A 14,020-nucleotide genomic window follows, 5' to 3' on the forward strand; every position below is an offset into this window, starting at 1 on the left:
GCGCATTAATTTTAACGAGCCCAGTGTTATTATCGACACTATTGGCGTCCCAGGTTCCAAAACCATATGCCATCAGCTGAGTTTCCCCATTCTCACGCGCAGAACACCATTACCGTCATATACTGATATTTGGTTGTTGGTTTGCACCATACGACCATTGCCGGGCTCATAACCATTATTTTCAAAGGTACCGTCTTTGCTGAGCCTCCATCCTGTAGCTCCTGCAACGTAATTCGTAGACTCAATATATGCCGCGATCATTGCGCTTGTGATAGTCGCATCACCTATGAATGCCTGATTGATGATGGTCTGCCCGTTCTGAATGGCAAAGAAGGTTTTCGGCGTAGCGCCTACCTGCGACATTACGGCAAATCGATCAGCCAGGAACAGCACCTGCGTCTGCATTCCTGCTGGGGAATTTTCAACGCCAATTCCCATACCAGCCGCGTACTGACGACCATTACTGTCTACCGCCACTTTTACTGAGTATTGCGCGGATAGCTTTCCGTTCGTATCCGCCAGCGCTGTGGAGGTTTGCTGAACTGCCGCCGTGTTCTGGTCTACAGTGGCCTGTACCTGCTCAAACTTCTGCGCATAAGCCTGATCGTTAGTTGCGATGGTTTGCTTCACTGTCAGGATGTCAGCGCGGTTTTTACCAGCTTCCGCCATCTGGTGGTCAACCGTTGCATCGAGGTTAAGCGCATTCTGCAGCATCGCATCAATGTTGGTATCTACTTTGGCAATGAGCTGCTTACCGGCATCCGTCTTGAGAACCTGTTCGGTAATGTCGCCCAGCAACGCAGTGGCATCAACACTGCTTGCCCCTTCAACAAACTTCGTCCAGTCGCCAGTATTGCCTATGCGATCCACCAGCCGGGCGCGGTACCAGCGGCGAACGCCAGCGGGCATCGGTCCGTGCTGGTAGCTCACGCCAGGATACGGAACATAGGCCAGAAACTGCGGATTCTGCCCGTCTGCCGTTGTGGCCACCTGAATCTCTGTGTAAGAGGTATCACCGGAACCATCAGGAAACGCCCACGTCACGTCAATCGCCCACACCACGTTGTCAGTGGCGCGGAGGTTTACCGGTGTACCCGGCTTACCGGCTTTGCCGCTGAGTGAGGTCGAGTCAGCATAGCCCCACGGAGAAGAGACTTCTGCCGCGTTAACAGCACGCACCCGGACATCATAAACACCGGTGTAAATACCCTGAATGCTGAAGCCCTGTGCGCTGGTGACTGCGACGTTAATCCAGTCCCCTTTGTCCTTGCGCCACTGAGCCACGTAGCTGATTGCCCCCTCAACACGGTCCCACGTGACCTGCATTGATGAAACAGACAATCCCTGCTCAACAAAGCTGACTTCGCTGATTTTGATGTTGGCCGGTGCCTTAAGCACGCTGATGGGCGTGACTGTGATTGGTGCCGGCTCAATGCGCACGCCGTCATCAATGTAGCGGTACTTGTTGGGGTCGTGCTGCACACCGGTAATGGTAAACGTGCCGTCATCATTCCCGGCTACTGAGGTGACGCGGAAATACTGAATTGCCAGATTATCGCTGTCGATAGCCCAGACTGCACCCGTCACCGGCGTGGTACGGAAAGAGGTATTCACGCTGACCGTTTTCTTATCGGCGCTGATGCTGCCGATTGTTCGGGTCTGTGCGGTACCGTCCGGCAGGTTTACAACCAGTCTGTCACCTGCAGCGTAATCAACAGCGCGGTCGAGCGTGATGCGCAGGCCATTAACCGAACTGATGCGGCCACCGTTCTGTTTACCGCTGCGGAACGGGTCCGCTACACCAATAATCTCAGCAGGGATCGGAATGTAACCGTCCAGGCCGACGCCGAATGAAACGGTGCCATCTTTGGCATTAGACAGAATGGCCCATCGTCCGCGCCGGTGCGCCTCGCTCTGAGACGTGCAGCCAATGGCTGTCAGGCTCATCTCGCGCACATCGTAGCGCTGCACCAGGTCGGAGTCGTAGACGCCTTCAACAGTGTCAGAATAGTGGTTAATCGGATCGGACCAGCTCACCTGACAGGATGAATAGCGGTTCTTGTAGCTGCCACCTGCATACGTGAACAGACCGTCAATGACGTTCGCCGCGTGGTAAACGAAATCAACGTCAACATTTCCGTCTGAATCGACCTGTGGCACGTCAGCATTGACGAAAATCTGGCTGTTACCCCAGAACGTGATGCCACGGAATATTGCCGCAATGTCCTTCAGTACAGTGTAAGCATCCTGCTGGCTCTGGATGAACACGTTACAGGTAAAGCGTGGCTCTGTGCCGCCTGCGCCGTCTGACACCATCTGATCGCAGTACTGCGAAATGCTGTAGAGCTCCCACTTGTCGATCATGGTGGCATCAACGCGGGTCCCCATGCCGAAGATTTTATCCAGCACCAGGTCATAGAAAATCCATGCCGGGTTATCGGTATAGGCGAATTTGAAATCACCCTGCCATGTACCGGCATACGTGCGTGAAACCGGATCATAGGTCGTCGGGACGCGGACCAGCCGCCCTTTTGGCTTGCAGGTGACTTTTGGTGCCTGACCGCTGAACTGGCTGGCATCAACCTCGATATACAGCAGTGCGGTGTTGGGATAACGAAGCTTGCTGTCGATGACCTCTGCAAATGAGAATACCTTGAAGGCGTTTATCAGCTTTGAGGATGTCGAATCAGCTGTGATGCGGCGTACCCGGATTGACCAGCCGGATGTTGCTTTGGGCAAATCAATGCGGTGATCACGCTGATATTCAGACGTGGTCTTGCCGTTAAATCTGCCGTCAACAACCGTCACCCATGAACCGCCATCCGTAGACAGGTCAATAGCGTACTGCGTGACGGTGCCAACCATGTCGCCATTATCTTTATACTGATACTGCACCGGCAGGCTCACCTTGATGCGAACAGCATCGAGTGTCAGGTTGGTGAACTGGCGCGTCCAGGCGACAGACTGCGTGACGGCAACGCCCACTGACAGTTCGTTATCGACCTCCGGCATACCCTGAATGTAGGTCTGGTCCTGCGTTCCCCTGCGCCAGTCCCACACGACGCCGGTAAAGTTATAGGTGCCGTCTTCATTCGCCAGCTGTGTATCGTTCAGGTAAATCTGCTGTGCGGTTAAGTCGCCCTGAATCTCACCTTCAGAGATAGCCAGCAGCATTTTCAGTTTGGCGATAGACAGAAGATCGTCTGCCTGCTCTACCGGCGTATGTGCGCTCCCGCCACCACCTTTACTGCCCTGAATCACAGCACCCTCAAGAAGTCGCATATTTCACCCATAAAAAAAGCCACCCGAAGGTGGCCTGAAAATTAGTCCCGAATGGATTACTGCTGATCGCTGGTAAAGCTGCCTGCACTGATGACCGCGCCGCCGATTTCCCGTTTCCCGTAAAGCACCGGCACCGGATAGCCCATCGCGACTGTGTTGACCGGTGCACCGAACGCGTAGTTCGGCTTGTTGTCAGTACTGGATGAGGCCCCCACGTTAAGCTTGGGCTGAGGCGTCAGCATCTGCACGACTCCCCCCAGAAGCATACTGATACCCATACTGGTAAGCGCGGTTACGGCCAGACCCGTTGCAGTGGTGGTACCCAGCGCTGCGCCATAGAGTGCCAGCGAGCCGCCTGCGGTGAAGAACGCCGCCACAATCGCGACGGCACCGATGATAATCTGCAGCGTACCGCCGCGCTTTGAACCCTCCAGAACCGGCTCCATCTGAAACTCAGTTGCGGCTGAGGACATATCGAATTCCTGCAGGCCGATGTTGTCTTTGCCGCTGAAGAAGGCGAACCGGATGCCGTTGAGGTGGGCGTTTGACACGAACTTTTTGAAGCCTGGCACCTGTGAGCATATCGCACGCAGCAGCTCCCGCAAATCCGCCACGTGGAACTGGTGAACCGGACCAAACATTTTTGCCATCCGGCCTTTGAGTCGCATGGTTTTAAGCATCCATCAGCTCCTTTCGGCGCACAATGCGCACAGTACGGTTACGCCAGTATTCGCCATAAGGCACCCGTGTAGACAGGCTTCCGGCGTTATGATGAAGAATGATATTGTTGCCCAGGTAGATTGCGGCGTGGTTTGTTACCGGGGCGCTGATGCGCATCATGATCATGTCGCCCTCACGCATCTCCGCTGGCTCAACCTCTACAAACCCCTCTGACTGCCAGTTGTCGTCATACAGGTTTTCTTTGCCATCCACCCACCATTCATAGTCTACGGACCAGTTCTTCAGGGTGATGCCGTGCTCACGCTGGTACCAGTCCATGATGAGCGACCAGCAGTCATTACCGCCAATCAGCCAGGGGCGGCCGGTGTAGTCGCGGTCAGTGCGCGGGCTGATGGTGCAGAAGTCGCCGTCCGGCCACGACATGATCCCCCACTCCACGCCGGAGAAGTCGCACTGTACCCGGTCATGCTCTGACGGGATGAGCTGCGGCACGTCCGGGTGCGAATGGATAACCATCAGAATTTCGCCCTGCGCTTCCGCTGCCCGCTTATCCTCCGGCGACAGCGTAAAGTGCCCGGTCGGCGCGTCAGCGATATTCCGGCAGGGGATATAGTTCTGGCTCCGGCCTGACTGGATGACCAGGCCACACGCCTCTTTCGGGTATTCGGCGGCGACGTGCTCGCGTATCGCCTCAAGAATCTTTTTGCGCATCGTTATTTCCCCTGCAGGTTAGCAGCCGGGAACCCGCCGAACGGCAGTGGCTGGTCATCGCCAAAGCGTGCTTTGCAGTCAACCATACGCCCGCCGCAGACATCTTTTGACGGGTCACTGGTCGCCGTGCCGTCCTTGGTAAAATACCGATTGCCTGCGTAATCGCACCCTGTGCCGGTGCGGTACCAGCCACGCATGCACCAGGTACAGACCGGCGTAATCTGGCGCGATGGAAGCTGCAGGCTCTGGATATCAAAGGGGGAGCAGAGTTCAAAATCCACCTGAGCACGCGTCTCGGAAGTCTTCGCATTCACGTAAAACAGCTGAACGCGCTCTTCCTGCGGATTGGCGTTTGGGTTGCCCGCCGTCCAGTTTGCCGCATCGAGATACTTTGCCAGCGTGGTGTGGATGCGCACCTTCGCCTTTACCATGTCGTCAAACTGCAGGCAGAGCGCAGTCACATAGTTACCCACGTTGCCGACAGAAAGCTTTGGTGTCGGCTGGGAACCGGTGCTGCTCATCTCCATGCCGGTCAGCTCATACGGATGAGGATCGTACACATTACCCTGCCAGATGATGGATGGCAGGTTTTCCGCTGCAAAAGACTTCCAGCCCTCGGTCGGAAGGTTATACGCATGGAAGCGCAGCACGGTATCCAGCCCGAAGGCTGTACCGTCAATCTCTATCAGCTGGACCAGACTCCCCGGCTCCAGCGCCTGAATGTCCTGGTTGAAACTCATTTTTCACCCAATAAAAAAGGGCGCATCAGCGCCCTGTTGTTATCGTGACATGTCACGGTGCGAAAGCCTGCTCAAAGGTAAAGCTGATTTCCACGAAATTACCGTTGATGAAGGCGGGCCGGATTGAATCAGATTTAACGCGGTAAAGCTTTTTCTCTCCCCACGGATTGACCCACCAGCAGGAGGTGGTGACGTGCGCTTTGAGAAAAGCCCTCACGGTCGCCATCTCAGTTTTACTGCCGCTGCAGGTAACCGGCCAGGACTCGCGCTGATCGTTAATCCCGACACCGGCCACCTGCTTATAGCCATCACCGAACTGGGCCTGAAGCGTGGCAACATTAACCTCTTCCGTCGCCCCCGTTCTGACGCACCAGCTAAAAGTATCAATCGCCATTTGTAACCTCACGAAGTCCGGTACAGCAGTCCGCCCGGAGAAATCTCCTTCCTGAGCCGCTCTGTTAGCGTCATTTCGACAATAGATTTAAGCTGTCTGGCCGTGTCTGCCGTACCGCTGGCAGAGGTTTCACCCGCCGCCCCTCCCTGACTTATGGTGACCGGGGCGCTGATGTTAAAAACCGTATTCCCGTTGCCGGAAGCGCGGTTAACACCGGAGGAATAAACAGCGGCCCCGGGTGATACAACCCCGCCATCCGCATAGCCTTTCATCAGTGAATAGAGGTTTGACACACCGATGCGGTCTGTTGCCTCTTTGGTGAAGACGAATTCCCCTTTATGCACAATGCCGGCCGGATCATATTTACCGCCTGCACCGGTAAAACCACCACTGTCATAGGCGCTGTAGCTGGTTGACAGCCCCATTGCGCCGGTTGATCCGGTCGAGCCGCCTGCAGCACCGCCTGCAACAGCGCCGCCGACACTGCTGGCAACTGAGCCCAGAATACTTCCCCATGATGAAGAAGAAGCTTTCAGCGTATTGACGACAGCCATCTGAAGCGCAATTTTTGCGATGGTCTGCAGGATCGAAAGGCCCCAGCTTTTCCAGTCTGCTTTACTGCCTGCCAGCATGGAAGACATGTTATCCATTGCGCTGTCGAGAGTAGAGATCACGCCGGAGGCAACGGCCCCGGACACATTACTGGCGCTTTCAAGCCAGTTCTGATATCCCTTCGACGCCCCGCTAAGCCAGTCTGCCTCTGTTGCGGCTATGGCCTGGTATTTCCTGTCCAGATCGCCGAGAGCCTGCTGACGCGCCGCAATCGCCGCCGCGCCTTTGTCCGTTTTATCGAAAACGCGATCCACCTGCTGCGTTTCTTCATAACGGCTGCGCTGACGGTCACTGAGGCCCGCTGTCGCCGTGGTCTGGGTGGCATCATCGCGATATTTCCGCGCTGCTTCGGTTAAATCCTTCAGCGCCTCAGCCTGCTCACGCTGTTTTTTTACATTCGCCTCAGCCCGTTGTGTCCATATGGCTAACTCAGATGAGTTGTCGCGAATGGCTTTGCGCTGCTCTTCTGTCCACTTGGTGCCAGCCTGATGCGATGCGGCATACAACTCTGATGCTTTTTCACCTTCGGTGGCGCGAACCTTCTGAACCTCTATGGCAACGCTGAGGTCAGCCATTTTACGGGCATAGTTTTCAGCCTGTGTTGCGGCTTCCCGCTCAGCTTTGTTCTGTGCATTTGTTGCGGCCGTGCCGGTTTTCTTTGCCTCTGCAGCGGCTGCATCTTTTTTTGCAGCCTGATCTTTGTTGTAAACGTACTGGGTATAGAGTGCGCCGGTCAGTTTCAGGTCATCAGCTTCGTACTGATGCTGCGCGTGCAGCTTCTGCAAACCGCTGAGGCTGGAAAGCTCGTTATCGCGACGGGCCTTTTCAAGCGCTGTCTGCTGCTGCGGAGTGGCGCTGGCAACGTTCACAACCGGACCTGCATACTGAGGCGGTTTCGCCCCGGCAGTGGCGGACATTGAGCGGTTCAGGAGATCATAGGCACCCTTCAGAATCGAAACAGCGCCAGCCTGCTCAACGGCCTTCTGCGTTGCAAGATCGCTCGCATCATTGACCAGCTTTTGCGTGCTGGCGACTTTTGCTGCAGCCTGCTCTCGCTGATACTCCAGCCGGTTTAGCTTATCGGTGAGCTCCACATTCTTAGCCGTGATGTCGGCCTGATCCATGAACGTGTTGATATAGGTCAGCGTGGGGTGCCTGTTGTAATCCTGCTGAATCTGGTCCAGGCCACTCAGGCTGTCTCTAACTTTTGCGATCTGCGTATCGAGGTCATTCAAATCCTGCTTCTGCGCCTGAAGAGATGTACGGGCATCAGCAGCGGTAGACTTCAGGCCCAGCACAGACATCTGCTTAAGCTTGCTGTTGATCTCATCGAGATTGTTGGCGAAGCTTACCGCCTCTTTGTGAACCTGCTGAGTGTGCTGGTACAAGCCGAACATAGCAGCACCGGCACCGATAATCACACCCGGCCAGCCGCCCAGAACACTCAGCACACCGCCGCCAAGCCGCGACATTACAGAGGCAGTATTGGTCAGGTTGCTGATGGCAGATGTTCTGCCCGCGATGGCACTGTTAAGCCCGGACTGCGCAGCTGTCAGCGCACGTTCGGCGACAATCTGTGCCTCAATCGAGACGGCGGCTGCTCTGGCCTGCTGAGCCCGGTAAACCGTCTGGCGTGCTGCTGCCACACTGACCTGAGCGCCACGAACCTGAGCCTGTGCCAGCCCTACCTCAGCGGCAGTATTCGACACCACCGCCGCAGTTGACTGGGCAACGCTGCCAACCATGTTGCCGAAATAACGCGCCAGACCGACGCTGACCAGCACGCCAGCCGTGTTAGCTACCGTATCGATATTTCTAGCCAGGCCGTCCAGCACGCCAGCAAGCGAGGAAGATGCGCCAACAGCACTGTCGGCACCCCCCACCCATGCCAGAAAGGCGTTCTGGACCTTCTGAGCCGATCCACTCACGGAAGCAGGAAGGCTCTCAAATTCCTTTCGCAGGATTTCAACATTGGTCAGAAGCGGCAGGATTTTATCTGTGGTCAGTTCGCCGTTGTTGGCCATGTTTCGCAGGCCACCAACGGTCACACCCAGACCATCAGCAAGAAGTTTTGCCAGGCGTCCACCGCTTTCCATGATGGCGTTAAACTCTTCGCCGCGCAGTACACCTGAACCCAGCGCCTGGCTGAGCTGCGTGATAACTGAGCTCGCTTCTTCTGTGCTGGCTCCGGATAGCTTCAGCGATGTTGCGACTGTTTCAGTGACTTTCGCCACGTCAGATGATGCATAACCCGCCGCGCGGAGTGACTGAGCGATACGGCTGTATAAGCCCGAGTTAGCTTCCAGTGACGTGCCGGTACGCTGGCTGATTTCCATCAGTGTGCGCTGGGCTGTTGAGAAGTCGTCGGCAGAGGTGGAGGCCAGCTTAAGGCGACCATTCATCTGGTTCCATGTGTCAGCAAACTCAATAAGCTGATGCGTTGCGAACGCGCCAGCCCACGCCCCCGCTAACCCGGCTGCAGATGATTTTACCGTAGCCAGCTCGGAGTTCAGGTCAGACAAAGAACGCTGGGTTTCCCGCGTGGCCGCTGCAGCCTTCCGCCCGCCCTGCTCCATCGTTTTATAGTAATCAGCCCCCATGCGGGAGGCGCGCGAAATCTCAGACTGAAATGAACTGGAGTTCGCGGAAATTTTAATAATGAGCTCGCGCAGCGTTGCCATATCTCACCCGTCTGAACCGCGCTGGCGCGGAAATTAAAGAGCACTCATCCATTCTTCAAAGCCGCTGATTTCTTCCTCTTCCTCAGCTTTGCCCCATTTGAGCAGCATCTCATCAATAGTGGCTTTTCCACCCTGAGCATTGATAATTGCCGTCGATACCTGCGCTGCCTGAACATCGCCACGCCAGTCACCAATCGGACTCAGCCGGTCATAGGCAATCCACATTTTTAGCTCACTGGCAGTAAGCGACTTACGCAGTTCGTTCACTGTGCGCCCCAGACGGAGCGCAAGGGTCATCAGAAAGAAAGTCAGCGGCTCTTTTACTTTGCCTCTGCTGTTTCCTGTGACATGCCCAGGCCAATAGCCTGAGAGAGCAGTCGGGAGTGAACCGGACCGTAGATTTCAGACACGGTCTGTTCGTCGCCTTCGCTGAAAACGCGGTTGCCGCTCTCATCCAGCAGTACATCGATAAACATCACGACGTCAGCCTGTTTGTTGCGCAGGTATTCTTCCTGGATACTCAGCTTTGGCGTCTCATGGCCTTCCTCAGGCTCAGGTGGCGTCATGATCTCACGGAATTTCACCCAGGCTTCACCGGACGGTTCGCGCAGCATGACCTTAGCGCCGTTCCATTCCGGCACCTCTATTACCTTTGAGCGAAAGCCGGATGATGCAGCAAGCGCCAGTGCACGAAGTGAAGCCGGTGATGTTTCGGTTTGTTTGGTTGACGACATTTCATTTTCTCTGCGTTCAGGTAATGGGAATAAAGAGCCACACTAAGTGGCTCAGGGAATAGCTGAGGATTATGATCCCGCTGCAACAATCGGCTTCGGCTTGCCCCGGACGCGCAGTGAATAGGTAGACGAAACCACCGCTGATGTGCCGGCAGACCATGAACTCTGGCGCACCTCAATCAGCGCGTAATAGCCGTTGCCGGACGGGAATACGACTTTCAGAACGCGCAGTTCGTCATTGTCATAAGCCTGCTGCAGCGCCTGACGCGCCTCTTCATCGCCTACCCAGTTACGGGTCAGCGCCATTTCAGCGGGCGCGGCAAGGCCGTTTGTCTGCTCCTGCTCAGTAGAGCAAAGCGTTGTCACGTCGATATCGCTTTTCTGTCCGCCAGTGTAGGTGACCTCTTTGGTCGCACACTCCGCATCAAGGAACGTGATGCCATTCGGAAAGCCGCTGGCGTTAAAAGCATCCGCAGTAACCGGGGCGGATGAAACGCCAATCGTCATCCCCTGCGTTTTCTCATATTTGCTGGTCATGTTTTCTCCAGGCGAAAAAAAACCACCCTGAGGTGGCTGTGATTGTGTTCAGACGAGCGATTACTGCATGCTCTGGATTTCCAGAGTCGCACGGAAAAGGCCGGTTTCGGATTCGTAACCGTTGGCTTTATTAAGCTGCGCAAAGTTCAGTGGCGATAGAGCCGCGGACACCTCCTCACGCAGCGAGCGGGCTTCATCCGGGGAGGATGCGTACACGTCTACCTGTAACGAGCCGGTTTCTTCAGCCGGTCCACATAGCGTGTCGCCGAATACCTCACTGACCACCATGAATACGATCCACGGCGGACTGATGGATGGCGAACCCTGTGCATTTAATGGTGCAACATAGGGGTATACCTGCCCCCCGGCCAGACTGCCAATCAGGCTGAAGACTGAGGACTCTGTCATCTGGTCAGCGCCTCATCAATGGCCCGGTTCGCGGTATCAAACGCGACCTTAACCGCTTCCTCCTGTCTGGCATCATATGCTGGCCGGATAAACGGGATAGCGGCCATGTCAGAGGTACCCAGCTCCACAAAGCGCCAGTAAAAAGCGTTACGGGAGTCCTTGGTTTTCATCTTATTGTCGCTGTTACCCGTGCGGGGGTTGCGACCGCGAATGTGTACGCCTGAAGAAATATCACCGTTGCGCGTACGCTGCGTCAGCACCACGATGTTTTTCGCCAGTTTACCGGTACGTCTGGGGGCTCTTCGCACCGCTTCATCTTTGACCACGGCAGCGGCTGAACGGGTTGCGTTACGCAGTACCCGGCCATTTTCAGCCTTACTGAGCGCATCCAGATCGCCGGAAATATCCAGCAGCCCTGAAAAATCCAGCTTTGTGTCGATCACGTCTTCACCCCCTGTTTACAGAGAATTTCGAGCTGAGTCGTCTTAGCGTCCGGTATGGGCTCCCCGGTCACGTCCAGAATCATTCCCTTAAACGGACCCGTAACGCACTTCAGCCGGGAAGCAGCTGTAACGTCAGTTCTGAAGCGAATCCAGACGCGTATTGTTGCCTCGGGTTTTTCTGCGCCTGAGGTCATGAGCTCCCGGCTGCTGATGCCTTTAACTTCAGCCCACACCGTCATGCCATCAACCCAGACGTTTTGCGGCTGACCTGATGGCAGACGTGTTGATGTGAAATTCTGAATCGTCACTTTGTGACGCAGCCTTCCTGCCTGCATGATCCCACCTTACAAACCGTAAATTCGGTATGGCTGTAACAGAGCCTCAACCGCCAGTGGTACCTCGCTGGTAATATTACCGATGTTCACTGCCTCCCGGTTTGAGTACCAGTGCCCGACAAGCAGCAGCATCGCCGTTCGCACGTCATCATCCAGCAAAAGGCGGTCTTCATCAGTATCGAAACCGGGTTCGGCATTGGTCTCATACAGCTTTCTTCGGGTCCACGTTTCGACATAACGCTTTGCGGCACCGGTATAGATACTCAGTAATGAATCTTCACTGGTATCATCCTCATCGATACGGCAGTGCGCCCTGACAGTAATTAATTCAATCATCGCCATTGCTGACACCACTGAAAGCGGCCCGAAGGCCGCTGGATTAATGATTAGCTGCCTGAGCCAGTCAGAGAGCCATACACAAACGCTTCAGGGCGATACACCGCCAGCGCCAGACGCTCTTCACAACGGATTGAGATCATGTTTTTCTCAAAGTCGTCGGCGTTTTCGCTGGAAACCACAACGTTTGCTTCTTCGCGGTCAAAAATCTGCGCACCGGAATTGAACGCACCCGTCAGGAATTTACCCAGGAACTGAGCAGCTTCAGTGGCCACCACCGGCAGGCCCCACAGGGTAGGCGTGGTCAGTTGTGAAGGATTGGCCAGAATGTAACGTCCCAGCGTATCCTTGCTCAGTTCGATTTTCGCCCAGTCGGTGAAATGCAGCACATGGCCTGATGCAGGGAAGCGGGCAAGCTGCGCCTGCAACATAGCCAGACGCAAAATGTCGATCCCCGTCTCATTCTGCACGGCAAATGCTGCGCTGAATGGCTTAGCCTGAGGAATGATGCCCGCCAGATGAGCGCCGGTGCCGTCACCGAACAGGATTTCCTGCTCTTCAACGTAGGAAAGACCGTAACGCATCTCTGCATCTACGGTGGACTGCAGCTGAGCAAAGTCATCCAGAATCTGCTTTGAAGCCTTGAACATGTGAGCAATAGTGCGCACGGCAGTGGTCTTCTCGGCGAATTCGATATCGCTATAAGGCTTGGTGGTATTTTCCGGCACCACTGAAGCCTTGTTGGTGAAGCCCGTCTGCTGAACGTAGTAAATCGTGTTGGACTGCGTGCGGCCCGGAGCAATCAGATCGCGGATAAACAGGCGCTGTTTAGGCGCAGTGTCAATACCGGGAAGGCGCTGAGGTGCCACAATCTGACCCGGCACATCAACAGTAGTCAGCGCGGCTTTCACAGGTACCGAAATACGCTTATTACCTTCAAGGCTTGAGCGAATATCTTTCATCACTTCAGCAGACACAAACTGCTGTCCCACAGACTGGATCACTTCCTGCGCAGCATTCAGCGGCATCTGAGCGGCGACGTGCTGCTCCAGATCACCCAGCGAGGTCTTGAGGGTCTTCATCGCCTCATTGAGCGCGTTATGCTCAGTTGCGATTTTATCCACGGCCGCTTTGGTTTCGGTTGAAAGCTGGCCGGAATTTTTCGCTTCATTCAGCGCCTTTTCAGCTTTCTCGCTGAACTCAGCAGACACTTTCTCCAGCTTGTTGGAGACTTTCGTCAACAGATCATTTACATCAGACATGCGTTTTCCTTATTCGCCGAGCGAAGCCAGCGCGTTTTTGAGGGAGTTAAGTGCTTCAGGGTTTATTTCATCGACAGCGCCCGGCTTGTCGTTCTTTTCGGTGACAGCGCCCGGCTTGCCACCTAAAGCCTTGAGGTGTTTCCGGCGCTCGGAACGGGGCATACCGCCTTTAGCCAGGAAAGCATCAATTTTTCTCAGTGCGGCGGCGGGGCTTTCATCGTCGCTGCTGATTTCATCTGCGGACAGCAGAGATTCAGCAAAGCCTTTTTCTATAGCCTCGCTGCCGGAGATAAATGATTCGTTATCCATAAGGGTTTGCACCTCGCTCAGCTTTAGCCCTGAGCGTGCGGCATAAATATCGGCCATGGCCTTATCAAACGGCTCCAGCGAATCCGCATAGTCGCGGAAGTCGTTGCGGTTACCTGCGGCAATGGTCCAGCAGTTGTGTATCATCAGGAACGCCCCGCGCCCCATCTGAATATCATCACCGGCCATCGCAATAATTGACGCTGCTGAGGCGGCAATGCCCAGAATTTTGACGGTCACTTTGCCTTCATAGGCAACAAGAAGGTTATAAATAGCCAGCCCTTCCCACATATCACCGCCAGGCGAGTTGATATTCACCGTCACATCACCGCCACCAATGCTTCTCAGTGCGCCGGAAATTCGGCTGGCTGTAACGCCTTCGCCGTACCAGTCCCCTCCGATGGTGTCCAGAATGGAGATCGTGTTGTCACCAGACTGGCCCGCCGCACGAATTCCGCCGTCCCAGCGCTCAAAGGCAGCAGAGGGAAGCTCAGTATTCTGACGTGCAAAAGGACGCCCCTCCGGTGCAACCGGAAGCGTTTTAATGGTCATCAGGGG

At 55.3% G+C, this 14,020-nt stretch carries 15 protein-coding genes; all 15 read right to left on the reverse strand.

The window, feature by feature from the left end; genetic code table 11:
- Window positions 1–72: 72 nt before the first annotated feature.
- The gene (locus tag AC6I7A_RS13300) at window positions 73–3,282 is read right to left on the reverse strand and encodes a TipJ family phage tail tip protein (RefSeq protein ID WP_058956849.1); all 3,210 of its coding nucleotides are present in this window, start codon (window positions 3,280–3,282) and stop codon (window positions 73–75) included.
- Window positions 3,283–3,338: 56 nt separating this feature from the next.
- Window positions 3,339–3,962: a tail assembly protein gene (locus AC6I7A_RS13305; RefSeq protein WP_058956848.1), complete on the reverse strand. Its 624-nt coding sequence runs from the start codon at window positions 3,960–3,962 to the stop codon at window positions 3,339–3,341.
- Complete coding sequence (locus AC6I7A_RS13310) at window positions 3,955–4,674, reverse strand: C40 family peptidase (RefSeq protein WP_058956847.1); 720 nt, start codon at window positions 4,672–4,674, stop codon at window positions 3,955–3,957. The genes AC6I7A_RS13305 and AC6I7A_RS13310 overlap by 8 nt, the downstream gene beginning before the upstream one ends.
- Before the next feature lie 2 nt (window positions 4,675–4,676).
- On the reverse strand, window positions 4,677–5,414 hold the full coding sequence (locus tag AC6I7A_RS13315; RefSeq protein WP_058956846.1) for a phage minor tail protein L: 738 nt from the start codon (window positions 5,412–5,414) through the stop codon (window positions 4,677–4,679).
- 52 nt (window positions 5,415–5,466) lie between these two features.
- Window positions 5,467–5,808 carry a phage tail protein gene (locus tag AC6I7A_RS13320; RefSeq protein WP_058956845.1) on the reverse strand — a complete coding sequence of 114 codons (342 nt, stop codon included), beginning with the start codon at window positions 5,806–5,808 and terminating at the stop codon, window positions 5,467–5,469.
- Window positions 5,809–5,816: 8 nt separating this feature from the next.
- Complete coding sequence (locus AC6I7A_RS13325) at window positions 5,817–9,101, reverse strand: phage tail tape measure protein (RefSeq protein ID WP_072215470.1); 3,285 nt, start codon at window positions 9,099–9,101, stop codon at window positions 5,817–5,819.
- A gap of 33 nt (window positions 9,102–9,134) precedes the next feature.
- Entirely contained in the window at window positions 9,135–9,398 is a 264-nt protein-coding gene (locus AC6I7A_RS13330; protein ID WP_058956844.1) for a phage tail assembly protein T, read from the reverse strand.
- A 23-nt stretch (window positions 9,399–9,421) separates the two neighbouring features.
- Window positions 9,422–9,835 carry a phage tail assembly chaperone gene (locus AC6I7A_RS13335; RefSeq protein ID WP_058956843.1) on the reverse strand — a complete coding sequence of 138 codons (414 nt, stop codon included), beginning with the start codon at window positions 9,833–9,835 and terminating at the stop codon, window positions 9,422–9,424.
- A 69-nt stretch (window positions 9,836–9,904) separates the two neighbouring features.
- Window positions 9,905–10,372 carry a phage tail tube protein gene (locus AC6I7A_RS13340; RefSeq protein WP_058956842.1) on the reverse strand — a complete coding sequence of 156 codons (468 nt, stop codon included), beginning with the start codon at window positions 10,370–10,372 and terminating at the stop codon, window positions 9,905–9,907.
- Between the two features lie 60 nt (window positions 10,373–10,432).
- Window positions 10,433–10,780, reverse strand: coding sequence for a tail completion protein gp17 (gp17, locus tag AC6I7A_RS13345; protein WP_058956841.1), 348 nt, complete (start codon window positions 10,778–10,780; stop codon window positions 10,433–10,435).
- Window positions 10,777–11,223, reverse strand: a complete 447-nt coding sequence (locus AC6I7A_RS13350) for an HK97-gp10 family putative phage morphogenesis protein (protein WP_058956840.1) — start codon at window positions 11,221–11,223, stop codon at window positions 10,777–10,779. The genes gp17 and AC6I7A_RS13350 overlap by 4 nt, the downstream gene beginning before the upstream one ends.
- A complete protein-coding gene (locus tag AC6I7A_RS13355; protein WP_058956839.1) occupies window positions 11,220–11,558 on the reverse strand; it encodes a phage head closure protein in 339 nt (112 codons plus the stop codon). Before AC6I7A_RS13355 ends, AC6I7A_RS13350 begins: the two co-directional genes overlap by 4 nt.
- Window positions 11,559–11,567: 9 nt before the next feature.
- Complete coding sequence (locus tag AC6I7A_RS13360) at window positions 11,568–11,894, reverse strand: head-tail connector protein (RefSeq protein ID WP_058956838.1); 327 nt, start codon at window positions 11,892–11,894, stop codon at window positions 11,568–11,570.
- A 50-nt stretch (window positions 11,895–11,944) separates the two neighbouring features.
- Window positions 11,945–13,156 (reverse strand): phage major capsid protein, encoded by a 1,212-nt coding sequence (locus tag AC6I7A_RS13365; protein ID WP_058956837.1) that lies wholly within the window; start codon window positions 13,154–13,156, stop codon window positions 11,945–11,947.
- A 9-nt stretch (window positions 13,157–13,165) separates the two neighbouring features.
- A complete protein-coding gene (locus AC6I7A_RS13370) occupies window positions 13,166–14,014 on the reverse strand; it encodes a head maturation protease, ClpP-related (RefSeq protein WP_058956836.1) in 849 nt (282 codons plus the stop codon).
- Between the last annotated feature and the right edge of the window lie 6 nt (window positions 14,015–14,020).

This window comes from Type-F symbiont of Plautia stali (assembly GCF_059731105.1).

What these genes read in the sequence shown, in the direction of transcription:
- AC6I7A_RS13300 (WP_058956849.1), bottom strand. Translation starts at nt 3,282, where the DNA reads ATGCGACTTCTTGAGGGTGCTGTGATTCAGGGCAGTAAAGGTGGTGGC.
- AC6I7A_RS13305 (WP_058956848.1), bottom strand. Translation starts at nt 3,962, where the DNA reads ATGCTTAAAACCATGCGACTCAAAGGCCGGATGGCAAAAATGTTTGGT.
- AC6I7A_RS13310 (WP_058956847.1), bottom strand. Translation starts at nt 4,674, where the DNA reads ATGCGCAAAAAGATTCTTGAGGCGATACGCGAGCACGTCGCCGCCGAA.
- AC6I7A_RS13315 (WP_058956846.1), bottom strand. Translation starts at nt 5,414, where the DNA reads ATGAGTTTCAACCAGGACATTCAGGCGCTGGAGCCGGGGAGTCTGGTC.
- AC6I7A_RS13320 (WP_058956845.1), bottom strand. Translation starts at nt 5,808, where the DNA reads ATGGCGATTGATACTTTTAGCTGGTGCGTCAGAACGGGGGCGACGGAA.
- AC6I7A_RS13325 (WP_072215470.1), bottom strand. Translation starts at nt 9,101, where the DNA reads ATGGCAACGCTGCGCGAGCTCATTATTAAAATTTCCGCGAACTCCAGT.
- AC6I7A_RS13330 (WP_058956844.1), bottom strand. Translation starts at nt 9,398, where the DNA reads ATGACCCTTGCGCTCCGTCTGGGGCGCACAGTGAACGAACTGCGTAAG.
- AC6I7A_RS13335 (WP_058956843.1), bottom strand. Translation starts at nt 9,835, where the DNA reads ATGTCGTCAACCAAACAAACCGAAACATCACCGGCTTCACTTCGTGCA.
- AC6I7A_RS13340 (WP_058956842.1), bottom strand. Translation starts at nt 10,372, where the DNA reads ATGACCAGCAAATATGAGAAAACGCAGGGGATGACGATTGGCGTTTCA.
- gp17 (WP_058956841.1), bottom strand. Translation starts at nt 10,780, where the DNA reads ATGACAGAGTCCTCAGTCTTCAGCCTGATTGGCAGTCTGGCCGGGGGG.
- AC6I7A_RS13355 (WP_058956839.1), bottom strand. Translation starts at nt 11,558, where the DNA reads ATGCAGGCAGGAAGGCTGCGTCACAAAGTGACGATTCAGAATTTCACA.
- AC6I7A_RS13360 (WP_058956838.1), bottom strand. Translation starts at nt 11,894, where the DNA reads ATGATTGAATTAATTACTGTCAGGGCGCACTGCCGTATCGATGAGGAT.
- AC6I7A_RS13365 (WP_058956837.1), bottom strand. Translation starts at nt 13,156, where the DNA reads ATGTCTGATGTAAATGATCTGTTGACGAAAGTCTCCAACAAGCTGGAG.
- AC6I7A_RS13370 (WP_058956836.1), bottom strand. Translation starts at nt 14,014, where the DNA reads ATGACCATTAAAACGCTTCCGGTTGCACCGGAGGGGCGTCCTTTTGCA.